The organism is Pseudomonas sp. F3-2 (assembly GCF_038804275.1).
In the GTDB taxonomy this organism is placed as follows: Bacteria; Pseudomonadota; Gammaproteobacteria; order Pseudomonadales; family Pseudomonadaceae; genus Aquipseudomonas.
Window position 1 is genome coordinate 2,967,966 of record NZ_CP152388.1, and the last position, 21,843, is coordinate 2,989,808.

Annotated in this window: 21 protein-coding genes; 6 read left to right on the forward strand and 15 right to left on the reverse strand. The window is 61.1% G+C overall.

What is annotated here, in order from left to right:
• Positions 1 to 24: 24 nt before the first annotated feature.
• From AAGQ88_RS13550 to AAGQ88_RS13595, 10 genes are all read right to left on the reverse strand, one after another.
• Positions 25 to 1,566, reverse strand: coding sequence for a class I adenylate-forming enzyme family protein (locus tag AAGQ88_RS13550; protein WP_342655696.1), 1,542 nt, complete (start codon positions 1,564 to 1,566; stop codon positions 25 to 27).
• A complete protein-coding gene (locus AAGQ88_RS13555) occupies positions 1,563 to 2,351 on the reverse strand; it encodes a VOC family protein (RefSeq protein WP_342655697.1) in 789 nt (262 codons plus the stop codon). The genes AAGQ88_RS13550 and AAGQ88_RS13555 overlap by 4 nt, the downstream gene beginning before the upstream one ends.
• Positions 2,352 to 2,354: 3 nt before the next feature.
• Complete coding sequence (locus tag AAGQ88_RS13560; RefSeq protein ID WP_285423745.1) at positions 2,355 to 2,777, reverse strand: PaaI family thioesterase; 423 nt, start codon at positions 2,775 to 2,777, stop codon at positions 2,355 to 2,357.
• A gap of 87 nt (positions 2,778 to 2,864) precedes the next feature.
• Entirely contained in the window at positions 2,865 to 3,869 is a 1,005-nt protein-coding gene (locus tag AAGQ88_RS13565) for a zinc-binding dehydrogenase (RefSeq protein WP_342655698.1), read from the reverse strand.
• Between the two features lie 29 nt (positions 3,870 to 3,898).
• A complete protein-coding gene (locus AAGQ88_RS13570; protein WP_342655699.1) occupies positions 3,899 to 4,882 on the reverse strand; it encodes an ABC transporter substrate-binding protein in 984 nt (327 codons plus the stop codon).
• Between the two features lie 18 nt (positions 4,883 to 4,900).
• The gene (locus AAGQ88_RS13575; RefSeq protein WP_285423742.1) at positions 4,901 to 5,671 is read right to left on the reverse strand and encodes an ABC transporter permease; all 771 of its coding nucleotides are present in this window, start codon (positions 5,669 to 5,671) and stop codon (positions 4,901 to 4,903) included.
• A gap of 1 nt (position 5,672) precedes the next feature.
• A complete protein-coding gene (locus AAGQ88_RS13580; protein WP_342655700.1) occupies positions 5,673 to 6,434 on the reverse strand; it encodes an ABC transporter ATP-binding protein in 762 nt (253 codons plus the stop codon).
• Positions 6,431 to 7,159, reverse strand: coding sequence for a GntR family transcriptional regulator (locus AAGQ88_RS13585; protein ID WP_285423740.1), 729 nt, complete (start codon positions 7,157 to 7,159; stop codon positions 6,431 to 6,433). The genes AAGQ88_RS13580 and AAGQ88_RS13585 overlap by 4 nt, the downstream gene beginning before the upstream one ends.
• A 575-nt stretch (positions 7,160 to 7,734) precedes the next feature.
• Positions 7,735 to 8,256 carry a cupin gene (locus tag AAGQ88_RS13590; RefSeq protein ID WP_285424067.1) on the reverse strand — a complete coding sequence of 174 codons (522 nt, stop codon included), beginning with the start codon at positions 8,254 to 8,256 and terminating at the stop codon, positions 7,735 to 7,737.
• 108 nt (positions 8,257 to 8,364) lie between these two features.
• The gene (locus tag AAGQ88_RS13595) at positions 8,365 to 8,712 is read right to left on the reverse strand and encodes a hypothetical protein (protein ID WP_342655701.1); all 348 of its coding nucleotides are present in this window, start codon (positions 8,710 to 8,712) and stop codon (positions 8,365 to 8,367) included.
• 176 nt (positions 8,713 to 8,888) lie between these two features.
• Here AAGQ88_RS13595 and AAGQ88_RS13600 point away from each other — a divergent pair, with 176 nt between their 5' ends.
• Positions 8,889 to 10,619, forward strand: coding sequence for an ATP-binding protein (locus AAGQ88_RS13600; protein ID WP_342655702.1), 1,731 nt, complete (start codon positions 8,889 to 8,891; stop codon positions 10,617 to 10,619).
• A gap of 4 nt (positions 10,620 to 10,623) precedes the next feature.
• Here AAGQ88_RS13600 and AAGQ88_RS13605 read toward each other — a convergent pair whose 3' ends face one another.
• Complete coding sequence (locus tag AAGQ88_RS13605) at positions 10,624 to 11,628, reverse strand: DNA-binding protein (RefSeq protein ID WP_342655703.1); 1,005 nt, start codon at positions 11,626 to 11,628, stop codon at positions 10,624 to 10,626.
• A gap of 216 nt (positions 11,629 to 11,844) precedes the next feature.
• Here AAGQ88_RS13605 and AAGQ88_RS13610 point away from each other — a divergent pair, with 216 nt between their 5' ends.
• Positions 11,845 to 13,707, forward strand: a complete 1,863-nt coding sequence (locus tag AAGQ88_RS13610) for an alpha/beta fold hydrolase (protein ID WP_342655704.1) — start codon at positions 11,845 to 11,847, stop codon at positions 13,705 to 13,707.
• A gap of 150 nt (positions 13,708 to 13,857) precedes the next feature.
• Here the strand turns inward: AAGQ88_RS13610 and AAGQ88_RS13615 are convergent, their stop codons facing one another.
• Positions 13,858 to 14,337, reverse strand: coding sequence for a nuclear transport factor 2 family protein (locus tag AAGQ88_RS13615; protein WP_342655705.1), 480 nt, complete (start codon positions 14,335 to 14,337; stop codon positions 13,858 to 13,860).
• Between the two features lie 58 nt (positions 14,338 to 14,395).
• A complete protein-coding gene (locus AAGQ88_RS13620; RefSeq protein ID WP_342655706.1) occupies positions 14,396 to 15,154 on the reverse strand; it encodes an SDR family oxidoreductase in 759 nt (252 codons plus the stop codon).
• A 195-nt stretch (positions 15,155 to 15,349) separates the two neighbouring features.
• Between AAGQ88_RS13620 and AAGQ88_RS13625 the strand changes: the two genes are divergently transcribed.
• Together AAGQ88_RS13625 and AAGQ88_RS13630 are read left to right on the forward strand one after the other, a co-directional pair.
• Positions 15,350 to 15,949 (forward strand): TetR/AcrR family transcriptional regulator, encoded by a 600-nt coding sequence (locus AAGQ88_RS13625; RefSeq protein ID WP_342655707.1) that lies wholly within the window; start codon positions 15,350 to 15,352, stop codon positions 15,947 to 15,949.
• Positions 15,950 to 15,997: 48 nt separating this feature from the next.
• Positions 15,998 to 17,437: an MFS transporter gene (locus tag AAGQ88_RS13630; RefSeq protein WP_342655708.1), complete on the forward strand. Its 1,440-nt coding sequence runs from the start codon at positions 15,998 to 16,000 to the stop codon at positions 17,435 to 17,437.
• A 45-nt stretch (positions 17,438 to 17,482) separates the two neighbouring features.
• On the opposite strand, the gene AAGQ88_RS13635 is transcribed toward AAGQ88_RS13630, so the two are convergent.
• The gene (locus AAGQ88_RS13635) at positions 17,483 to 18,334 is read right to left on the reverse strand and encodes a LysR family transcriptional regulator (protein WP_342655709.1); all 852 of its coding nucleotides are present in this window, start codon (positions 18,332 to 18,334) and stop codon (positions 17,483 to 17,485) included.
• Positions 18,335 to 18,771: 437 nt separating this feature from the next.
• Here AAGQ88_RS13635 and AAGQ88_RS13640 point away from each other — a divergent pair, with 437 nt between their 5' ends.
• Both AAGQ88_RS13640 and AAGQ88_RS13645 read left to right on the forward strand, forming a co-directional pair.
• On the forward strand, positions 18,772 to 19,152 hold the full coding sequence (locus AAGQ88_RS13640; protein WP_342655710.1) for a RidA family protein: 381 nt from the start codon (positions 18,772 to 18,774) through the stop codon (positions 19,150 to 19,152).
• Positions 19,153 to 19,274: 122 nt separating this feature from the next.
• Complete coding sequence (locus AAGQ88_RS13645) at positions 19,275 to 21,269, forward strand: U32 family peptidase (protein ID WP_342655711.1); 1,995 nt, start codon at positions 19,275 to 19,277, stop codon at positions 21,267 to 21,269.
• Between the two features lie 94 nt (positions 21,270 to 21,363).
• Here the strand turns inward: AAGQ88_RS13645 and AAGQ88_RS13650 are convergent, their stop codons facing one another.
• Complete coding sequence (locus AAGQ88_RS13650; protein WP_285423729.1) at positions 21,364 to 21,693, reverse strand: hypothetical protein; 330 nt, start codon at positions 21,691 to 21,693, stop codon at positions 21,364 to 21,366.
• Positions 21,694 to 21,843: the final 150 nt, after the last annotated feature.

Below are 21,843 nucleotides of genomic sequence, written 5' to 3' on the forward strand. Positions count from 1 at the left end.
GTGGGTTCCTGACCTGGACGATTATTAAAGGTTTTCCGGGTGGCTGTTTTCCGGGGTGCGCTCTCGCAGGCGCCGGTTGGCGTCCAGCAGCAAGGCCGGTCGATCGATCTTGTTGGTGGTGGCCAGCGGCAGTGCATCGACGAACCAGATGCGCCGTGGATGCTGATATGCCGGGGCGTGTTCGAGGGTGAAGTCTTTGAGCTGTTGTTCGCAGGCTTGAGCAGCGCGTCTGAGGACCACGAAGGCCATGGGTTTGAAGCCCTTGATTGCATCCTCCACAGGCACCACGCAGGCCTGCTGGACGGCGGGATGACGTTCGAGCAGCTTCTCGATTTCGCCGGGGTAGATGTTCTCGCCACCACTGACGAACATGTCATCGCGACGGCCGACAAAGGTGTAGAACCCCTCGGCATCACGGCGCAGCACATCGCCGGTGATGTAAAAGCCGTCGTCCGTGAACGGATCGCGCAGGTCAGGGCGATTGTGGTAACCAGACATCAAGCCGGGGCTTTTCAGCTCCAGCACACCTTCATCGGCCACAGTGCCCGAGTTGTCGCGCAACCGCAGTTGCACCTGGGGATGGGCATGCCCGACAGACAGCGCAGGGCTCGGCAGCCCCGCAGGATGAGGCCCGAACACCACCGGACCGCCTTCAGTGGTGCCGTAGGCGTTGATCACTCGGGCATTGGGCAGCAGCTGAGTGATCTGTTCCAGCAGGCTCGCGCTCACCGGCGCCGAACCCATTCTGACCACCCGCACCGAACTCAGATCGGCACGCGCCAGACGCGCCTGCTCACGGAGCATCATGGCGATCATCGGCGGTACCGCCGTCAGCCAGGTGCAGCGATAGCGCTCGATGGCCTCGATGTAATCCTGCGCGATGAACTGCGGCAACAACACAGCCGTCGCGCCACTGGCCAGGGTCAACAGCGCCAGGGCCAGGGCATTCATGTGGTACAGCGGCGCGGCGATCAACGCGCGCTCATTGGCCAGTGGCGTTGCTTGAAGACGGGTGCGCACCACCCAGAGGTGCGCGGCATGGCTCAACACGACACCCTTGGGTTTGCCAGTGGAACCGGAGGTGTAGAGGATCATCGCCGGCTCATCGGCGGTCGGCGCGAACGACACGAACGCCCCCGGGTCGACGAACTGGTTCAGACCGGCTTGCACGCCGCCGTCCAGCAGCACCCGCTCAACGTCTGTCGGGGCCTGCTCAGCGCGAGCCGAATCGCAAAAAAGCAGCCGTGCGCCACTGTCGGCGACCACATATTCGATTAACGCCTTGGGAAAACGGTAGTTGACCGGCACCGCCACCAGGCCAGCGCGCATAATGCCCAACACCACCGCGATGAACTCGACGGAGTTCGCGGCCAGAATGGCGATGCGCTCGCCCTGTTCATAACCTCGCGCACTCAAGCCTCGGGCAGTCGCATTGGCCAGGTCATTGAGCTGATCGAAGCGATATGGGGATTCGTTCAGCCCGCCATCCAGGCCGATGAACGCCAGGCGATCGCTTGGGCTATGTGGCCCGACCACATCCCCCAGGTTGCAAATAGCGTCATTCATGGGACGAACTCAAGCAAGGTGTCAAACGCCGCAATGGCAATCACCACCCGGGCGTTTTCATGCGCATGTTGCAGACCCAGATCCGCTGCGCGCCGGGCCATGCCTGGCAGATCGGCGCCGCGCAGGGTGATGGCTGCGAATCGCTCCTCCCGTGCACTGAGCGATTGCGCGAGCTCGCCAAAACGCGCCCGCAGCGCCGTGGCATCGACGAACTCCAAGGTAAAGCGCTCGTCAAAACGGCCCAGCCTTGCGTATTGCTCACGCGCCTTTTGCGGTGTGGCACTGACGATGGTCATCCCTGCCACTGCCGTGCTGCCATTGGCGTGGCCCAGCCATTGCGGGCGCCAGACCAGTTCTGGGGTTTCGTGATGACAAAAGTACACGCGCCCGGCGGCGAACTGCCCAGGCACCAGGCGCACCGTGCCGAAACGCGCATCGCGCACCGCACCGTCGAGCTCCACCGGCCGGGAAAAATGCTGCACCGGCTGCACCAGAAAACCCTGGCCTACCAGTTCAGCGTGGGTCGCCTTGGGATCGGCACTGCTGATCACCAGACCGTCGATGCCCCGTGGGCTGTCGAGCACTTCCTGGCGTAACGTGTCGGTGCCCGAAGGCAAGCCGATCAGCTCCAGATAACCTTCGGCAAACATCATCAGATGATTGATCGAGCCCAACGAATGATGCCCGCGCGGGGTCAAGGTGAAGCCCAACTGCGTGAAAAGCGTCGCAGCGGCATCCATGTCGAAACGGGTGTTGATGACCAGATGGTCCAGTGCGGCGCTCATCGCTCAGGCCTTCGGCGCAGGCGTGGAGTAGACACCACGGCCACTGGCGACCAGATGGCCGTCAATGTCGAACACCTGCGCTTCAGCAACAGAAAACTGCTTGCCGAACTTGATCACCTTACCGCTGGCGCGAAGGTCGCCTTTGGCGGGGCGGTGATAATCGACGCGCAGGTCGATGGTTGGCACACCCTTGCCGGTTTTCGACACCAGCGCCCAGTCAGCGGTGAGATCGACCAGCGCTGCGAGAATACCGCCGTGGGTGTAGCCACCTTCGACGTTGACCACCCACTCTTCACGCCAGGTGGCGCTGAGCTCGATGCTGCCCTCGCCCACTTCCAGCACTTGCAGGCCGAGCCATTGGTGGTAAGGACCCTTGAGCAAACGGGCTTGAATGTCTGCAGCGGTAGGCAGCGTAGTGTCGGTCATGAAATGTTCCATGGATAACGGCAAAAAGGTAAACCGGGCCGCTCGGCGCAAAACGCGTACGACCCGGTCGCAGAGAGGATCAGCAGATCAAGGCGTGACGACGACCTTGCCCAGCACTTCACGATCGCGGATCAAGGCCAGGCCTTCGGCGGCCTGTTCCAGCGGCAGGACGCGGTCGATGATCGGATTGATCTTGCCTTCGGCAATCAGGTCGAGCAGGCCCAACAGATTGTCTTCGTAGAAACTGTTGGAGCCTTTGATGTTCAGCTCGAAGCTCCACACGTAGCGCAGGTCTTCCTTCGGGTCGTGGCCCGCTGTCGCGCCACATACCAGCAAGGTGCCGCCGCGTTTGATGCACTTGAGTGACGGCAGCCAGGTGTCGCCGCCGGTAAAGTTGATCACCACATCGACGCCACCTTCGTGAGTGCGGCGCTGCGGTTTGCCGTATTTGCCGATCGCCCATTTGGAGAAGTCGGTGTCGCGGTAATTGATCACGTGATCCGCGCCAAGGGCCTTGAGCCGTTCGCCCTTCTCGTCGCTGCCCGCGCAGGCGATGACTTCAGCGCCCAACAGCTTGGCGAGAATCACGCAGGCGGTACCCACCCCGCCGCTGGCACCGAGAATCAAAACGCGATCCCCCGCTTTCACGGTTTTATGAGTGATCAGCATGCGGTGGGCGGTGCCATAGGCAACGGGCAGCGCTGCGGCCTGTTCGAAGCTCACGGCTGCGGGCAGGCGGATCAGCTGGCGAGCATCGACCAGCGCGTATTCGGCCATGCCACCGTCGACCATTTCACCCATCAGCCCGACATCAGGCTTGAGCGGGTTGATCAGTACGCGATCGCCGACCTCCCAGCCCTCGACGCCTTCGCCGATTTCACGAATGGTGCCTGCCAGATCCAGTCCGATCACCACCGGCAGCGGCACCTTGATGCCCGGCATGCCGTTGACGGTAAACACGTCGTGGTAATTGAACGAGGATGCCCCCACGCGGATCAGCACATGCCCTGCACTGACTGCCGGGACCGGCTTGTCAGCGACCACGTGCAACCGGTCAAGGCCGCCGTGTTCATCGAGTACCAGGGCTTTCATTGTTTTGCTCACAGTCGTTGTCTCCGTGATTACTTGAGGTTCTTGGATTGGGCGTAGGGATCGGTGGTAAACAGGTCAGGCTTGAGTTCGCCCTTGATCAGGCCGGCATCGGTAAACACCTGATGCTCGCGGCGCAGGGTCTCCAGGTCTTGCGGCTCGAAAGACAGCCGGTTCATGGCGCTCCATTGGCCGACGTAGACCCGTGCGTCGTTCTCCGGCAGGTTGGCGCTTTTCTTCAGGATCGCGACCACTTCATCAGGGTGGGCGTCACCCCAGGCCAGGGTGTCGCGCAGTGCAGCGATAACCCGCGCAACGGTCTGCGGCTGGCTGTCGGCGAGCTTGGCGCTGACGGTGCCAACGCCGATGTAGGGCAGCGCATCAGACTGGGTCAGGGTTTTCCACTCCTCGGCAAAACTGCCCAGGCGGCGCAGCTTCAGTTCATCCCCCAACTGCGCGACCGTCACCGAGCGCAACGCGGCGGCATCGACCTGTTTCTGCGCGAGGAACTGCGCCAGGCGCGCCTCATTGCCTCCCACCAGCGAGAAGTCATTGGCCTTGATCCGGTGATTGCCTTCCAGCACCGCGCTGGCGATCACAGCCACTGACGAGCCCGCCGGGGACATGCCAACCTTTTTGCCTTTGAGTTCGTCGATCGACTGGATGGGCGAGTCTGCTGGGACAACGAATTGCACATCCGCAGGCTGGGTGGCCGCGAAGATCTTGATCGGCACCCCTTCTGCCGCCGAGCTGAACACCCCGGCCAGAGGCGCCCCGAACGCCAGGTCGATGGAACCTGCGGCCAATGCGCGGATGGGGGCGTTGACATCAGGGAAGTGCACGAACTCCGCTTCCACCCCTCGTTCGGCGAGGAAATCCTTGGCTTCCAGCACGGAGCCGTAGCCCAGGCTGACGCCGCTGGTCCAGTAACCGATTCGCACTTTGTCCGCCGAATGGGCAGCGACGGGCAGCACAGCACTCGCAGCCAGGGCCGCGGCAATGATCAATTTACGCATGGGGTGAAACCTTATGGGTTAGAGACTGTGGGTTTTCCAGCGAAACAGCCGACGCTCGAGGGGTTTGAGCACTCCGGCTTCAAGCAGCAACATCAACGCGACCAGCAACACCGTCCAGGCAAAGACTTGATCGCTCTGCACCAGATCTGCGGCTTGGCGCAGGCGATAACCGATGCCGTCCGAGGCACCCAGGGTCTCGGCCACCAGCGACACCCGCCAGCCAAAACCGAACGCCAGACGCGCCCCGGAAAAAAAGTACGGCAGGATGCTGGGCAAAGAAATCTTCAGCAGGATCTGCAGCCGCGACATCCGAAATGAACGGGCCAGTTCGACGTACTGTCGCTCCACGGTCTGCGCGCCCTGCCAGACATTGGTGAGGATCAGCGGCATGGCCGTCATGAACACCACGAACACCGTGGTCGCGTCGGAAATACCGAACCAGATGATCGCGAAAATCGCCCAGATCGCTGACGACACCGTGTTGAAAACGGCCAGCAGTGGCTCGAAGAATCGGGCCAGTACCCGGCTCGTGCCCAGCGCCAGGCCCAGCGGTGTGCCCACGGCCACGGCCAGCAGGAACCCGCTGAACACCCGGCCCATGGTCGCGCCAACGTCGTGCAAAAAAGTGTCGCTGTGTAATAGCGCGCCAAGGGCGGTGAACACCTTCTGCGGCCCTGGCAGTACGAACGACGGCACCTTGCCCGCCGCGTACCACCAGAGCACCGCGAAGATGGCGACGAGGACGAGGCGTTGCAGGAGCAGACCGGAGTAGCGTTTTGCGTGATCCATGTCACAGCTCCAGACGCAGTTGGCGAACGCGTTCGGTGACCGCGGCATCGGTGGGAATGCGCGGTCGCGGCAATGACAGTGACTTGACCGCTCGGATGCGACCGGGGCGCGGCTCCAGCACGATGATCCGGTCGGCCAGTACCACTGCTTCTTCCACGTCATGGGTGACAAAAATGACGGTCATGCCGCTAAGTGCGTGCAGGCGCAGCAGTTCGTCATGCATCTGACTGCGGGTGTGTGGGTCGAGCTTGGAGAAAGGCTCATCCATCAACAGAATTCGCGGCTGCACCACCAGACTGCGAGCCAGGGCCACGCGGCTGCGCATGCCGCCTGAAAGTTGGTGCGGCCAGGCGTTGGCGAACGCCTCTAGACCGACCAGTCGCAGCACTTGCTCGACACGCTGGTGGCGTTGCTGGCCACTCAATGAAGTGGCTTCCAGACCGAACGCGACGTTAGCCTGAACGCTGCGCCAAGGCAGCAAGCGGTCCTCCTGGAACATATAGGCAATGCGTTGCCAATCGCTGAACCGCTCTGCCGCGATGCCATCGATGGTCAGGCTGCCATGATCCGGTTTGAGCAGGCCCGAGGCGACGTTGAGCAACGTGCTTTTGCCGCAGCCAGAGGTGCCCAGCAGCGCGACAATTTCCCCAGGCGCAACCTCGAACGAAATGTCACGCAGCACTTCCAGAGCACCGAACTGCTGGCGGATGCCGCTCAGGCTGATCGCTGCGACCTTGTGTTGCACTTTGGCGGCGGCATTCATCGGGCGAACCTCGCGGCAAGCATTGGTAACGAGGCACCGGTTTCGCTCAGGCTGGCGTAGACCTTTTCCAGGGTCATGGCCTGAAAGGTTTCAATGTGACGGCGGGCGATCAGCTCGACCTTCCTGGCATCGCCCTCTTCGAACGCGGCGATCATCGCGTTATGGTCATGCTTGATCTCGGGCTTGGTGCCTTGCACGTTGAAACCCAATGCTACGAGCCGACTCATCTCGTCCATCAGGCTGGACAGGGTGCGCAACAGCCGGTCGTTGCCGGTCGCCTGGGCGATCTCCAGATGGAACGCTTTGTTGGCGTCCATGAACACGTCGATCTGATCGGGCAACGGCACCAGATGCTTGACCCGGCAGGCGGCCTCCAACACTTTCAAGCGCTCGATGTCGATTCGACCGACCGCGAGCCTGGCCGCCAGCGGTTCGAGCTGGACGCGCAGGGTGAATACCTCTTCGACGTCTTTGACGGTGATCGGCGCGACCTGATAGCCCTTGCGCGGGCGTGAGGTCACCAGGTTTTCGTGGGACAGTCGGGTCAAGGCTATGCGGCAGCTGCTCTTGCCGATGTCATAGGTTTCCATCAAGCCGGGTTCGGTGAAGGTGACGCCTGGCATCAAGCGGCAGGAAAGAATATCTCGCCGAATACGCGCATAAGCGGAGTCGCCCTGACTGGCGGAGTCAAAAACGGCAGCCGGGGCGGCGCAGGACAACGACATTGCGAACCTCACTGAATGCGTGTGGGCAGCTCACAGAGTCTGTCTGTGCGGCTTACCGAAGGCCGCTAAAGTAGAGCAAATGAAGTGAATTCCGAACGAATTGTTTCCGCTATACATATGTCGCGAATGCATAATGTAGGCATCCTACGGTTATGATTTTTCATATAGCGTCATATCGACAGCCTCCTGTGTTGGTGGCCTTGTTCGATAACAATGGCGCTGATCAGACCGTGGCGCACGCGGGCTCTGGAAAAGAGCCGCACGATGCCCATCCAGCAGCTATGGCTCTATGCCTGACAGCAACCTCAAAGCGACGTTCGGCTATATGGCCCAGCAACTTGAAGCCTTGAGGATCACATGTTGACCAGGCGTCCATTGTTGAACTGATGGTCGCTCAGGATGGCCGATACCTGCCCGCAGACAGCCCTCACCTTGATATCAGCACGGTGATTGCCACTGCGCCCGCCAACCATTTGAAATGGGACGTTTCGGTGACCCTACCGGAACTGGCGGTGCAAAATTGAATACTTGCAGCCCCGACTGTCGAGCTCATTACACTCGCCTGGAGACGGCGGTCACCTCCGCCAGTACTTGCTTACACCGCCTTTGTCACCCAGCACTGGATCGGACTGCGGAAACGGCAAGCGCGCGATCTGTTCGATCTGTGCAGGCGTGGCCGGCTCACGGTTGATGTCGCCCTCTTGCCCGGGCGGATACGCGCCGACCACCATGAAGTCATCACTGGACCCAAGGTTGCGGTGCCCCGTCCCTGCGGGCAGCAACAGCACATCCCCGGCTTTGACATCGATCACGTGACCCTCCGGCCCGCCCAACATCAAGCGCGCATGACCGGCATAGACACCCAGCACTTCGTGACCATGAGTATGATAATGGTGGTAAGTAAACACCCCATAACGCCATTGCGGCGGCCAATCGTTGGCCGCAAAGGTGCGCTCGAACAACGACGCAGGATCGCTACCAGTCACTTGCAGTGCGCCCGGATAAATCAGCACAGGCAACGTCGGATTGTTGGGAATGCCGCCATTGGGCTTCAGCATCAGCGTCTGTAAGGGAGACGCAGCGAAAACAGGCTTCATCATCAAGGCTCCAATACCAAGCAGAGTCATTAAAGTCAGTCTATTGAACTGACGTCGGGCCAGCGTCATGGTTCGAACTCCTGTCGGTTGGAAGACGTGCTCAACGTCTCAGGCTGGATATGGATGGGCTGCAAACGCCTTGCGCAATAGACTGACCACCTGGGCAATGGTCCGGCCAGGGATCGTCGGTGGATGCGTCCGTTCGCCGAACTCACGCCAGATGAACAACGTCAGTTCCGCGCCATCCGTGCAAGTTTCAGATTTTGCCGGGTTGGCGAACATCTCCAGCGATCGGTAGCGGGAGTCCGCCCAAAACTGCTGCTCCAACCAGTCGTAGACTGGAATCAAGTGGAAGTGGATGGGATAACCCGCCGAGTGCCCGTAGCGGCTGATGTAGAGCCGTTCGGGCGCAAGCGTCTGTACCATCAGCGACTGAGCGCGCGCCAATAGCTCCACGCTTGGTTATCGACCTCGCCGTCGTTGTGATAGCCATTGCTGACGTACCCCTCAGACCTGCCGCCCATGCCATCAACAGCACCCCCCTCTACCCAGCTCACAGCGACTACAGACCAACCAAGTGGATATGAGATACTCCGCAGCCCGACCACAACCCCGCACGCTAAGGTCTGCGCATGTCCTACGGCACTCCCCAAGACCTGGTTCTTGATCTCGCGCTGGCCTCACTGCTTGACGATCAAGTCCGTGATGGGCATTACGCTACCGTCGCGGATGCTCGGCGTGCCGTTTCGCGGATTATGCAGGCGTCCAACTCCACCGATCGTGACGTGCTGGCTGAAGCCGTGGCTGAGTCGGCGCTTCACGATTCCATGGATTTCGCGCGCCTGGCCCTGTCCGCTGTGAGCGGCGTCGGGGTCTGGACCTACGAAATATCCACTGACTGCTTCTACTGCGATGCTGGAATCAGCGAGCTGTACGGAATAGATCCGCTGCAGGCGGCAACGGGAATCAAGCGTCAGGACTTCCTTGCGAACGTGCATCCGGACGACCTTGTCGCCCTGCGCAAGACCATGGCTGGCGGTCTGGTCGACAGCGGTGACCTTGAGCTGGAATACCGCATCGTGCATCCCGCCGGCGGCGTGCGATGGGTCCTGTCCCGTGGCCACACGTATTTCAGCACCGCCGGCGAGCCGATTCGTCGTACGGGTGTCGGTATTGAAATGACGGCCCAGCGATTGCTGGAGCAACAACTCAGGCAAAGTCAGAAAATGGAAGCGGTCGGCCAACTCACAGGCGGACTCGCTCACGACTTCAACAACATGCTCGCCGGCGTGATGGGCAGTCTGGACATGCTCAGGGCGCGGATCGAGCAGGGTCGGATAGATGAAACGGCACGCTACCTTGATGCCGCGCAAGGCGCTTCTCGTCGGGCCGCCGCGCTGACTCACCGTCTGCTGGCATTTTCACGCCGGCAGACGCTGGCGCCCACGTTCACGAATCTAAGTGTTCTTGCCAACGGCATGCTCGATCTCATTCGAAGCACCGTGGGCCCCTCGGTTGACGTCGAGATTCACAGCGAGCCAACGCAATGGCTGAGCCTGGTGGACCCCAATCAGCTGGAAAACGCCCTGCTCAATCTGTGTATCAATGCGCGGGATGCGATGGCGTCAGTGGGTACGCTGACCATCCGCACGGGCACCTGTGTTTTGAACATGGCGGCTGCCGCTGACCGTGACCTGCCCGCCGGCGACTACAACGTCCTGAGTGTCAGCGACAACGGCAGCGGCATGAGCGACGAGGTCATCGCCCACGCTTTCGAGCCTTTCTTCACCACCAAGCCAATGGGCGAAGGGACTGGACTCGGGCTTTCCATGATTCATGGATTCGTGCGCCAGTCAGGTGGCAACATCCACATCGAGTCGACTCTGGGGCTGGGCACCACGATGACCCTTTTGCTGCCTCGTTCACTGGCGGACAGCGTCGCGCAGGACGTGCCCCACGCCCCGTTGCGTCAGACACCGAACGACCGCAAAGCGACCGTGCTGGTGATTGAAGATGACACCATCATCCGAATGCTGATTACCGACGCGCTTAAAGACCTGAAATACGACGTCTATGACGCCGATGACGGCCCAAAAGGCTTGCAGTGGGTTCAGTCCGGGCAGCACTTCGACCTGCTGATCACCGACGTCGGACTGCGAGGCGGTATCAATGGCCGTCAGGTCGCCGACGCTGCGAGATCGCTGCGTCCAGATCTCACGGTTCTTTTTATCACCGGCTACGTTCAAGACGCGCTCAGCTGGGAGAGCATGCTCGAACCGGGCATGCACTTGATGACCAAACCCTTTCAGATCGACGAGTTGACGCGCCGGGTCGCCCGCTTCGTGGCTGACATCGCCGGGTGATCATTCAAGCCGCGGGTTCATCTCCGGCCGCGCCTTCGCCCGTCTCATCCAGCGTTCTTGCAAGCTGGCTCTGTACCTCATCGAGTCGCCTGGCCAGATCGGCTTCCCGATGAGTTGCCAGCGCGGCGGCGAGGGTGAGCGCCTTGATCTCTTCCCGGAGCTGCACGGCCTGGTCTTGGTGATGCTCAATGATCGCTGACGCCTTCGCCTCGCTGAGCGTGAGCTTTTGAACCTGCGTGCTCAGTGAGTCAACGTGTTTGCCCTGCGCGCGCGATGCTTCGGCTTGCTGGCGAGCTTCACTCAGCAGACGCTCGTTGTCGCGGTTCAGGCGGGTCAGCTCGTCTTGCTTGATTGTCTGCGCCTGTTGCAACTCACGGAGTTCAAGCTGTAATTGCTGCAACTGCCCTTCATGCCGATGCGCTTCCTGATCGCGCTGCTCTTGGACGGCATCGCGATAATGCTGCAGCGCATCCCGCGCATGCACATGCTTCTCTTCCAGCGAACGAATCTGTTCGTCCTTGTCCAGCACGCGCACTTCAAGGTCAGCGCAGTGTTGGCTCAGCCTCGCATTTCGGGTGATCTCGGTCTGCAAACTGGAATGACACGTGTGCAGCTCGGAGGTCTGCGCCTGCAGCGCCACGTGCTGACTGTCGTACTGACGTTGCAGCGTGGCCAGTTCACGCTGGGTCGCGGCAAGCCTGGCTTCCAGCGCCTGACGCTGCGCATCGAATTCCGCCTGAGCCAGAACGACCGCCTGCCCACCCTCTTCCACCAGCCGCGCCAGCAAGCGGCTGACAAGTGTTGAAAGCTCCTCGCTCAACCGCTCCGTCGACCCTTGTGGTCGCGGATCGGCACTGTCGATTTCGCGCAGATAGCGATGAATCGTGGTTTTTGAGCCGGTATTGCCCAGCTCAACCCGTACCGCATCGATACTCGGATGTTCCCCCCGCGCGAGGATCGATTGCCGCGCCTTGTGCACGATTGTCTTGTCGATTCCGCCACGTGCCATGTTCATTATCTCGATTACGTACTGTGGTACGTATCATAGTGGTACGTAATGGCGGTGTCGAATTCTATAACTCTACAGCAACGGTCGTTTCAGCCCCTTCGCTGCCCCCCGTACAAAAGTGAACGGCCGGGGTGCAGCAATGGCAGTCCCGCCGCAGTTCCCCGCCTCGCATACTGAATTCCACATGCGACTTCAACTCACAGCGAGGGACTCAACATGCATATTGGCTTCATCGGGACAGGCAGCATGGGCCGAGCAATCATTCCACTGCTGATCAAGGCGGGCTACCGCGTCAGCGCCTGGAATCGCAGCCGTGACGCCTTGGCGAATCTGCAGGGCGTGAACGCGCTGGACTCACCGTCCGAGGCGTTCCAGGGCGATGTGGCGATCAGCATGCTGGCCGATGATCGCGCCGTTAACGAGGTGCTGCTTGCTTCAGGGGCGCTGCAGCGCGCGGATCAGCGATGCATCCACATCGTCATGTCCACCCTCTCGCCGCAGCTCATGGAAACGTTGCAAGCACGCCATGATGAATTGGGCATCCCGTTCATCGCTGCGCCGGTGTTCGGCGTACCCGCGGTGGCCGCCCGTGGAGAGATGAACATCATGGTCGCGGGGCCACAGTCCGCTATCACGAAGGTCCAGCCGATCCTTGACGTATTGGGTAAGAAAACCTGGCCTCTGGGCACGCAGCCCGTTCAGGCATGCATCGCGAAAATCGCGGGCAACATGATGATCACGCAAGCCATCCAGTCCCTCGGCGAAGCCAGCTCGCTCGCCGAGCGTCACGGGCTGCCCAAGGCTACGTTCATTGAGCTGATGACGCAGACCCTGTTCGCCAGCCCCAGTTATCAGCGCTATGGGCAGAACATCGTCAACGGCACGTTCGAACCGGGCTTCAAGATGTCTCTGGGTCTCAAGGACATCAACCTGGCCGTCGATGCTGCTCATTGCAAAAATCTGGAACTCCCGGCTGCCGACGCGGTGCGCTCAAAGATGACGGCGGCCGTGGCGCGCGGCTTCGGGGACAAGGATTGGTCCATGTTCGCACTGGAATCCGTCACTCGCTCAGCGCAGGCATCTGATCAGCCGTGGCTGACAGCCCCTGTGACACGCTCCCGCCGGGGCCACTTCTGGGTCACCGGGGCTCGCGTCACTCAGAACGGCAGGCAATACCAGAAAGGCCCCATGTATGTCGCTTGGCAAGCGCCGGAATTCGTCACTCAGCCCTACCCCGTCGTCCTCGTCCACGGCGGCACCCTGCAAGGCACCGAATGGCTGGATACGCCCGATGGTCGACCTGGCTGGGCCCAGCGATTTGTAGAAGCGGGCTTCGTGGTGTTCTGCGTGGACAGGCCTGGCCATGGCCGCTCGCCGTATCATCCGGACATACTGGGGCCGATGGGCCCTGCCTTCTCTTATGAACGTGCCCGCGAAGTCTATTTCCCGGAAGGCGGCGCTGAGAGCCAATGGCCATTCGCGCCGGACGACGATGAAGCTTTCGACGGGTTCATGGCCGGTTACGGCCCGATGCCGGCCGACCTGGCCGCTTCGCAGACTCTGGACGCGGATCGCTTGTCCCAGCTGCTGGACAGGATCGGCAAAGCCATCATCGTGACCCATTCCGCTACCGGACCCAGTGGCTGGTTGATCGCCGATCGCCGACCGGATTCAGTGGCGGCCATCGTGGCGGTAGAGCCCATGGGCCCGGTATTTGGCCACACGCCTGGAATCGGAACCCTGGAATGGGGCCTGACGGCGGCGCCGATCGCGTTCGACCCACCGCGAGAAACGCCCGATCAGGTGCAAACTGCCGACCCTGCCACCCTGAAAGTGCCCGCATTGACGGGCATGCCGGTGGCCCTGGTGACGGGCGAAACGTCAATGTTCGCCTCGTTCGCCGCCAGCATCGTTCCCTTTCTACAAACAGCAGGTGCACAGGTGGACCACCTGGACCTGCCAGCCCTGGGCATTCATGGAAACGGGCACGGGTTGTTGTATGAGCGCAACAGCGACGAGTCATTCGAGGTTGTCGCGCAATGGCTGGCCAGGACAGTGAGCGCGCCTGGCCCGGCGTGAGCATCTGAGGTCTGCTGGTCCCGAGAATGTTCAGCTCATTCATCAAGGAACTGAAAGCGGTGATCAACCTGTGCTTGATCACCGCTTGTTCGAATGGCTTGGGCCGATGCGCTTGCCGAAGCGATTCTGACCCCAGGAACTGCTTCTGGCTTACGCGGGCTGCGATGCGAAAGGTTCGCTGCCCGCAACGGGCGTCCAGTCTTTCAGGGGGGTCAGGTAGTGGAGCTCGAAGTGCCTCGACGCGAATGCCCACTTCCCTGCCCGGCGTTCGAACGTGTCGTGATACAGCCCGCTGACTTGTACGGGGCCTTTCTCGACGTCGTAAAACACGCAGTCCGCCGCGACTGTCCCTGTCGCGTCGTCGCCGTCGATCTGGATCAGAGGGTTGGCCATCCAGTGGTGCATGTGGGGCATTTGCCGCCAGCTGTTTTCTGCGATCAGCAAAATGTCGTCGCGGCTTGAGGCGCTGCCGAAACCTGGCAAATCAAGGGTGGAATCGGCGTGCCAGATGCTCTGCAGAAGCGCCCTGTCCAGGCGATCGAATGCGTTTGCGTAGGCAGAAATCAGGGTTTCGATAGCCGCGCGACTTTCCAGCGCCTCCAGTCGAGCGAGCAGCTGTTCGGTGTTCATGACGTTATCCTCCTGGGAATCATCCTGTCTCTGAGGGCTGCGGACAGCACGGTGGATTTCAGATTTGCGACAGACCACCGTCGACCATCAACTCGACGCCGTTCACGTAGCGCGCGTCATCGGACGCCAGGAACAGCGCGCAAGAAGCGATTTCTTCCGGTTGAGCCATGTAGCCCAAGGGCGTGATTTGCTCCACGTGCTTGCGCAGCTCTGCGATGTCGCTTTCGCTCATCCCCAGGCCGTTGTCCATCAGCGGCGTGCGCGTGAACCCAGGGCTGAGCACATTCGCGCGGATTTTGCGGCCTTTGAGTTCATTGGCCCACGTGCGCGCGAAAGAGCGCACGGCGGCCTTCGAGGCGTTGTAGAGGCTCAGCCCTTCCATGCCGTTGCTGGAGCAGATCGAGGCGGTCAGGACAATGGACGATCCGTCCTTCATCAATGGCAGCAGGGTCTGAACGGTGAAGAAGACGCCTTTCACGTTGATGTCGAACATCGTGTAGTAAGCGGCCTCGCTGGTTTCGCCCAGCGGATTTTTTTCGCAGATGCCTGCGTTGGCAAACACCGCGTCCACCCGATCGCCTTGCTCCTCGATGACCGCCCGGAGCGCATCGAGATCAGCTTGACGGGACACGTCGGAAATCACCGCCACGGCTTTGTCGCCCAGCTTCTCGACCGCAGCGTTCAGGGTGCCTGCAGAGCGGCCTGTGATGTAAACGCGTTTGGCACCCTCGGCAATCAGCCCCTGAGCAATGGCCAATCCAATGCCGGTGGATGCGCCTGTCACGACGGCGACCTGATTCGAAAATTTTCCTGACATCTCTGACTCCTCACGTGTTGTCTGCGTGGATCGATTGAAACCACGGTGACCCATTCTGGAAGTCGAGCAACGCCGACGGTACTGCCAGAAATGCACACGGGTCGTTCATTTTTGTGCGGCCTGAAGGCGCAAAAAATCCTTTAGATTGGAACTGACCGGTTCTTGACCTGAGCCGGTATTCAGGAGCGCTGATCAATGACTCATGCATCCGGACCCGGGCGTCCACGGCAGTTTTCACTGGACGATGCTGCCCGCAGCGCGATGAACGTATTTTGGGATCGTGGGTATGAAGGTGCATCGCTGCCGGACCTGATCGAAGGCACCGGGTTATCGCGGGGAAGCTTGTACAAAGCCTTTGGCGACAAGAAAGGCCTGCTCCTGGCGGCCCTCGATATCTACACCTCGCAAGCCTTGAAAGTGACGGCAGAGATGCTGTCCCGGCCCGGCACCGCCAGGCAGGCGATCCACGACTCCATGCTGCGCCACGCCCGCGCCTCTTCAGGCCAGGAAGGGCGACGAGGCTGCATGCTGGTTGCAGTAGCGAACGAACTGGTTGCGCAAGAGCCCGAGGTCGCGCAGCGAATTGCCCGCATGCTCCACCGCACTCAACAGCTGTACGCCAGCGCGATCATCCGTGGGCAAGCGGCCGGGGAGTTGGAAGAAGGCGACGAACAGGCGATGGCACATTTCCTGGTCTGTCAGATCGAGGGCATGCGGGTGCTCGGCAAGACCGGTGCAACTGAGGCAGACATGATCGCGCTGGTCGAGCGCTCCATGCGTCTACTCAACAGCTGATCAACCGTTAATCCATCTGGAACCGAACGGTTTCTTCAAGGACTTCTTATGTCTCTTACCATGACTCATAACGCTGATATCACACACGATCCAAAACGCTGGTTCATGTTCGTCATCCTGCTGGTCGGCGCGTTCCTGCCGCCACTGGACTTCTTCATCGTCAACGTCGCCCTGCCGTCGATTCAGGGTGATCTGGGGACCGGCTCTTCCGCGCAACAGTTGGTGATCTCTTCGTATGCGACGCTGTATGCCGTCACACTGATCACTGGCGGGCGGTTGGGTGATCTTTACGGCCGCGGGCGCATGTTCTTTCTGGGGCTGGTCGGCTTCGCGGCGGCATCACTGCTCTGCGGGCTGGCGACGTCGCCGTGGATGTTGATCGCCGGGCGGGCTCTGCAAGGCATAACCGCGGCGGTGATGGCGCCTCAGGCGCTCGCGTCGGTGCAGGCGATTTTTCCTGAATCCGAAAAGCCGCTGGCGTTGAGCATCTACGGCGCCGTGTTCGGCCTGGCCTCGGTGATTGGTCAGGCACTGGGCGGCATTCTTATTTCCCTCAACGTGATGGGGATGGGATGGCGAGCGATCTTTCTGGTCAACCTGCCCATTGCATTGCTGGTCGTGGTGTTCGGGATCCCGGTGTTCAAGGAAACCCGCGCGGCGCACGCCAGCAAGCTGGACCTCTGCGGCACGGCCCTGTCGATGCTCACGCTTGGCGCACTGATCGTGCCCCTGATCGAAGGGCGCGAAGCCGGCTGGCCGCTGTGGGCCTGGCTGTCCCTTGCTGCAGCCCCCGTGCTGGCCTGGGTGTTCTGGCAGTACGAACGCCGTTTGCATCGCGCCGGCGGGACACCTCTGCTCAATCCTGCCGCGCTGAAGGCGCCAGGCCTGGGCCGAGCCCTGATGGTCGCCCTGTGCTTTTACGCGATCGGCGTGTTCTTCCTGTTGTTTTCGATTTATCTGCAGGGCGCCCTGCACGCAACCGCGCTGCACGCGGGCCTGGTTTTCCTGCCTTTTGGCGCGGGCTTTCTGTTGGGGCCATTGTCGACCGGGCAGTTCAAACGGCTCTTTGGCGTTTACGTCAATCCAGTGGGCATGGCGTTGGAGGTCATCGGATTCCTGGCGCTGGCGTGGCTTGTGACGGCGACGCCTACTGACGCTGCGCCGTCCGCCTCGCTGTTGGCTGTCATTCTGTTTGTGATCGGATTCGGCCAGGGTCTGGCGCTGCCAACGCTGATGCGCATGGTCACGGGAAGAGTAGCGCCCGCCTACTCCGGGATGATTGCAGGAATCACCAGCGCCTCATTGCAGATCAGCACTTCGCTGAGCGTCGCGGTGATCGGCGGAGTGTTCTACAGCGTGTTGGGAACACACTCGGACGCGCCAGCGATCACCCACGCCTTCAGCGTTTCCATTCTCTGTATCGCGGCCTTTCTGGCGCTGGGGGCGGGGTTGAGTTTCACCCTCCTGCGACAGCCTGCCGCCGCGTAAAAGACTGCAGCGGCGCGCCGTTGTCCCGCAAGGGTCAGCACTCGGTCATTCGGAACCGATCATGTTCGACGCCAGGTCGGCCAGCGCGCGGAGCCTGTCCATGTTGCGCATGTCCTGGTGATAGCCCATCCAGATATCGCGACCGGGTGGCGGCTCGTCCGGGTCAAGCAACCGAATGCCCGGGATTCGATCGCCGAGCGGCCGCGGCAGCACCGCCACGCCCAGGCCACTTGCACACATCTGGGCCTGCACCGTGCGGCTGCTGCTGGTGAACACGGTGCGGGCCAGCGGATAGCGCTGTTGCAACCAATGCACGTCAGGATAGTGGGACTGGGCGACGTTCATGGCAATCAGGCCCAGGCCTTCACCGTCGGGCTGTGGCGCAGGCCCCTCCTCACTCGTGTACAAGCCGTAGTGCATGGTGGTCAGCTTGCGATGAACGATGTCAGGTTCGGTGAAAGGCACGATGCGAAAGGCGATGTCCGCATCACGGCGGGCCAGATCGAACAACCGATGCCCCGGAATGACCTCGGGCATGATCAACGGGTAGCGTCGCGTCAACTCACACAGCACCGGCGCCAGGACGTATCCGGCGAACCATTCTGCGGACGAGATGCGCAAAAGCCCCTCAGGCTGGTCCCTGTCACCCGCCAGGCGGCGCTCGATCGACAGCGCGCTCTGCTCCATCTCCTCTGCCAGACCGAGAATCCGTTCCCCGGTGTCAGTCAGCACCAGCCCTTGCGCCGTGCGTAAAAACAGGGGTTGCCCGCTTGTCTGTTCCAGCACCTGCAAGCGACGGCCGACGGTGGGATGACTCACACCCAACTGCCTCGCCGCCTCGCCCAATGATTTACTGCGGGCCACCGCCAGAAAGACCCGCATATCACTCCAGTCCATTGACCCGCCCTTTATAAAGAAGAGCGACGAGGTTGCAGCATCGGCACGCACGTAGCAATACCTCTTCCGGCGTTCGGGATCGTGCGAAGCTTCGGTCAGCGGCCGGGATGAATAACGATCCACTGTCTCGCGTCAGCGGTTTGCGAGGGATTGTTTCCGGATCGGGAAGAGTGAATTGCAGAATGTTAGCTGGCTAACGTTCTGAACGCCTGCTACTTTTTCAAACGTTAAATCCGCCGATTTAACGCCCCCCCTGAGCCGTCTTTGCGTCCGAGATAACGCGAAGGCGGCTTTTTTTTGCCCGGTGCCGTTCACGCCGTGCCACCTTCCCTCCCTTTTCACGGCCGAGTGCGACATCATGTCGGACGGGCCCACACGCTTGATCGCGTCATTCATCGCCCTTTATCGCCCTTCATTACTACGAGCTGGATATCTACATGGCAAACCAAGACCTCACTTTCCTGCCCGATCCCGATGCGGATTCGATTTCCTCGGACGTCGCCGGTTTTGGCGGCCTGCTGGTTTCGACCCAGGTTCCAACCCGCGCTGACGGCAGTCTGGAGCTGGGCGGTATTACCGAACAGAGCGAATGCACGCTGCAGGCGCTGAAGGTTGCGCTCGAGCGCGCCGGCAGCTCGATGGACCGCGTCATGCACCTGACGATTTACCTTACCGACATGGCGGACCGTGCCGCTTTCAACGCGGTGTATCAGCGTTTCTTCGCCAAACCCTGGCCCGTTCGCGCAGCGGTCGGCGTCGCCGCGCTGGCGGTTGAAGGCATGCGTGTGGAAGTGACGGCGATGGCCGCCAAGGCCTGACAAGCCGGTCGCCTGGTGGCCCGACGGCCTTTCGGGCCGCCATCGGGCAGTCGACGGGTGCCGGTCGGGCGTTTCGCCGCTACAATGCGCGCCTTGACCGTGACCATGTCGACTAAAAAAATATGTCCTTGCCCAAACATCACCTGGAATTGCTCAGTCCCGCCCGCGACGTCGCCATCGCCCGCGAGGCCATCCTGCATGGCGCCGATGCCATTTACATCGGCGGCCCGAGCTTCGGCGCTCGTCATAACGCCTGCAACGAAGTCGGTGAAATCGCTGATCTGGTGGAATTCGCCCGCCGTTACCACGCCCGGGTTTTCACCACCCTCAACACCATCCTGCACGACAACGAACTCGAACCTGCGCGCAAGCTGATTCACCAGCTCTACGACGCCGGGGTCGACGCGCTGATCGTTCAGGACCTGGGCGTCATGGAGTTGGACATCCCGCCGATCGAGCTGCATGCCAGTACCCAGACCGACATCCGCACCCTGGAGCGCGCCCGTTTTCTGGATCAGGCCGGGTTTTCCCAGCTGGTCCTGGCCCGCGAGCTGAACCTGAAAGAGATTCGCGCCATCGCCGATGAAACCGACGCGGCCATCGAATTCTTCATTCATGGCGCGCTGTGTGTCGCGTTTTCCGGGCAATGCAACATCTCTCACGCGCAGACCGGCCGCAGTGCCAACCGTGGAGATTGCTCTCAGGCCTGCCGCTTGCCTTACACGCTCAAAGACGATCAGGGCCGTGTGGTGGCGTATGAAAAGCACCTGTTGTCGATGAAGGACAATAACCAGAGCGCCAACCTCAGCGCACTGGTCGATGCAGGCGTGCGTTCGTTCAAGATCGAAGGCCGCTACAAAGACATGGGCTATGTGAAAAACATCACGGCCTATTATCGTCAGCGTCTGGACGACATCCTCGAAGACCGCCCGGAGATGGCCAGAGCGTCCAGCGGTCGCACGGCGCACTTTTTCGTGCCGGACCCGGACAAGACATTCCATCGCGGCAGCACCGATTACTTCGTCAGCGACCGCAAGATCGACATCGGCGCTTTCGATTCACCGACGTTCACCGGGCTTGAAGTCGGCATCGTTGAAAAGGTCGGCAAGCGCGATCTGCAAGTCGTCACCCATGAGCCGCTGTCCAACGGCGACGGCCTGAACGTGCTGGTCAAGCGCGAAGTGGTGGGTTTCCGCGCTAACATCGCCGAGCTCAAGGGTGAGTTCGAAGAAGACGGTGCGAAGCGTTATCGGTATCGCGTCGAACCCAACGAAATGCCCAAAGGCCTGCAGCTGCGCCCCAACCATCCGCTCAGCCGTAACCTGGATCACAACTGGCAGCAGGCATTGCAGAAGACCTCGGCCGAGCGCCGCATTGGCGTGGCCTGGGTGGCCCGGCTGCGCGAAGAGCGCCTGCAGTTGACCGCCACCAGCGAGGAAGGCGTCAGCGCGTCGGTCGAGCTCAACGGCCCGTTCGGCCTTGCGAACAAGCCGGAACAGGCGCTCGAACAATTGCACGATCTGCTGGGCCAGCTCGGCACCACCGAGTATCACGCCACAGCGATCGCGCTGGACGCACCGCAGGCGTGGTTCATTCCCAATTCACAGCTCAAGGCGCTGCGTCGGGAGGTCATCGAAGCATTGACCGCTGCGCGCATCAAGGCGCACCCGCGCGGTGCCCGCAAGGCCGAAACCACGCCACCGCCGGTATACCCGGAGGCGCATCTGTCGTTTCTGGCCAACGTGTACAACCAGAAAGCCCGGGATTTCTACCACCGTCACGGCGTCAAGCTGATCGATGCGGCGTATGAGGCCCATGAGGAAACAGGCGAAGTGCCGGTGATGATCACCAAACACTGCCTGCGCTTCTCGTTCAACCTGTGCCCCAAGCAGGCCAAAGGGGTGACGGGCGTGCGAACCAAAGTGGCACCGATGCAGCTGGTTCATGGCGACGAAGTGCTGACCTTGAAGTTCGACTGCAAACCCTGCGAGATGCACGTCATCGGCAAGATGAAAGGGCACATCCTCGACCTGCCTCAGCCTGGCAGCGTGGTTCAGGTGGTCGGGCACATCAGCCCGGAAGACCTGATGAAAACCATCCCTCGCGCGCCTCATTGAGGCGCCGCCGGACGAGAGGCGGATGCGTCCGCCCTCGCCCGTCTGATTTCCCGCAATCGCAACATCCTGGGAGCACAGTGCCTCCGGGATGTTTTCAACGACGCGCCAGTTCGTGTTTGATGCAGCCCTCGTAATAGACCTGTCTGACGCTCTCGGGACGCAGTCGCGAGGCGCTGTCGTAGGTTTGCTCGGCAATACCCAACGCACTCATGCGCATCCACTGCTGGGAAAAATGCTGCGCCTGAATCTTTTTGCGCGCGCCGTACAGGGTCAGGCCTGACAGTTTGTACTGTTGCGCGGTACCCGCCATGCCGGCTCCCCAGGTGCAAATATCACGCTCGTTCTTGCTCAGATCCCGTGCCGATGCCACGCCGGAGATGGCCGCGAGGGCCCATAACGTCAGAACAAACCTGATACTCTGCATGCGAATCCTTTCCTAAGCGACTGAAAACAGGAGGATTCTGCCGGGACATTTATCTGCCGGGGGCCAGCATAGTGCCTTCTTTACCGCGCAGCCGACCAATGACACTCGCGCTTCCCCAAATGCGTGGCGAAGCTTCACAATGGAGTCACG

Excerpts from the sequence above, each read along its gene's own strand:
- AAGQ88_RS13600 (WP_342655702.1), top strand. The coding sequence starts at position 8,889 with ATGTCCTACGGCACTCCCCAAGACCTGGTTCTTGATCTCGCGCTGGCC.
- AAGQ88_RS13550 (WP_342655696.1), bottom strand. The coding sequence starts at position 1,566 with ATGAATGACGCTATTTGCAACCTGGGGGATGTGGTCGGGCCACATAGC.
- AAGQ88_RS13565 (WP_342655698.1), bottom strand. The coding sequence starts at position 3,869 with ATGAAAGCCCTGGTACTCGATGAACACGGCGGCCTTGACCGGTTGCAC.
- AAGQ88_RS13625 (WP_342655707.1), top strand. The coding sequence starts at position 15,350 with ATGACTCATGCATCCGGACCCGGGCGTCCACGGCAGTTTTCACTGGAC.
- AAGQ88_RS13610 (WP_342655704.1), top strand. The coding sequence starts at position 11,845 with ATGCATATTGGCTTCATCGGGACAGGCAGCATGGGCCGAGCAATCATT.
- AAGQ88_RS13635 (WP_342655709.1), bottom strand. The coding sequence starts at position 18,334 with ATGGACTGGAGTGATATGCGGGTCTTTCTGGCGGTGGCCCGCAGTAAA.
- AAGQ88_RS13570 (WP_342655699.1), bottom strand. The coding sequence starts at position 4,882 with ATGCGTAAATTGATCATTGCCGCGGCCCTGGCTGCGAGTGCTGTGCTG.
- AAGQ88_RS13580 (WP_342655700.1), bottom strand. The coding sequence starts at position 6,434 with ATGAATGCCGCCGCCAAAGTGCAACACAAGGTCGCAGCGATCAGCCTG.
- AAGQ88_RS13575 (WP_285423742.1), bottom strand. The coding sequence starts at position 5,671 with ATGGATCACGCAAAACGCTACTCCGGTCTGCTCCTGCAACGCCTCGTC.
- AAGQ88_RS13605 (WP_342655703.1), bottom strand. The coding sequence starts at position 11,628 with ATGGCACGTGGCGGAATCGACAAGACAATCGTGCACAAGGCGCGGCAA.
- AAGQ88_RS13630 (WP_342655708.1), top strand. The coding sequence starts at position 15,998 with ATGTCTCTTACCATGACTCATAACGCTGATATCACACACGATCCAAAA.
- AAGQ88_RS13560 (WP_285423745.1), bottom strand. The coding sequence starts at position 2,777 with ATGACCGACACTACGCTGCCTACCGCTGCAGACATTCAAGCCCGTTTG.
- AAGQ88_RS13620 (WP_342655706.1), bottom strand. The coding sequence starts at position 15,154 with ATGTCAGGAAAATTTTCGAATCAGGTCGCCGTCGTGACAGGCGCATCC.
- AAGQ88_RS13615 (WP_342655705.1), bottom strand. The coding sequence starts at position 14,337 with ATGAACACCGAACAGCTGCTCGCTCGACTGGAGGCGCTGGAAAGTCGC.
- AAGQ88_RS13585 (WP_285423740.1), bottom strand. The coding sequence starts at position 7,159 with ATGTCGTTGTCCTGCGCCGCCCCGGCTGCCGTTTTTGACTCCGCCAGT.
- AAGQ88_RS13555 (WP_342655697.1), bottom strand. The coding sequence starts at position 2,351 with ATGAGCGCCGCACTGGACCATCTGGTCATCAACACCCGTTTCGACATG.
- AAGQ88_RS13650 (WP_285423729.1), bottom strand. The coding sequence starts at position 21,693 with ATGCAGAGTATCAGGTTTGTTCTGACGTTATGGGCCCTCGCGGCCATC.
- AAGQ88_RS13640 (WP_342655710.1), top strand. The coding sequence starts at position 18,772 with ATGGCAAACCAAGACCTCACTTTCCTGCCCGATCCCGATGCGGATTCG.
- AAGQ88_RS13645 (WP_342655711.1), top strand. The coding sequence starts at position 19,275 with ATGTCCTTGCCCAAACATCACCTGGAATTGCTCAGTCCCGCCCGCGAC.
- AAGQ88_RS13590 (WP_285424067.1), bottom strand. The coding sequence starts at position 8,256 with ATGAAGCCTGTTTTCGCTGCGTCTCCCTTACAGACGCTGATGCTGAAG.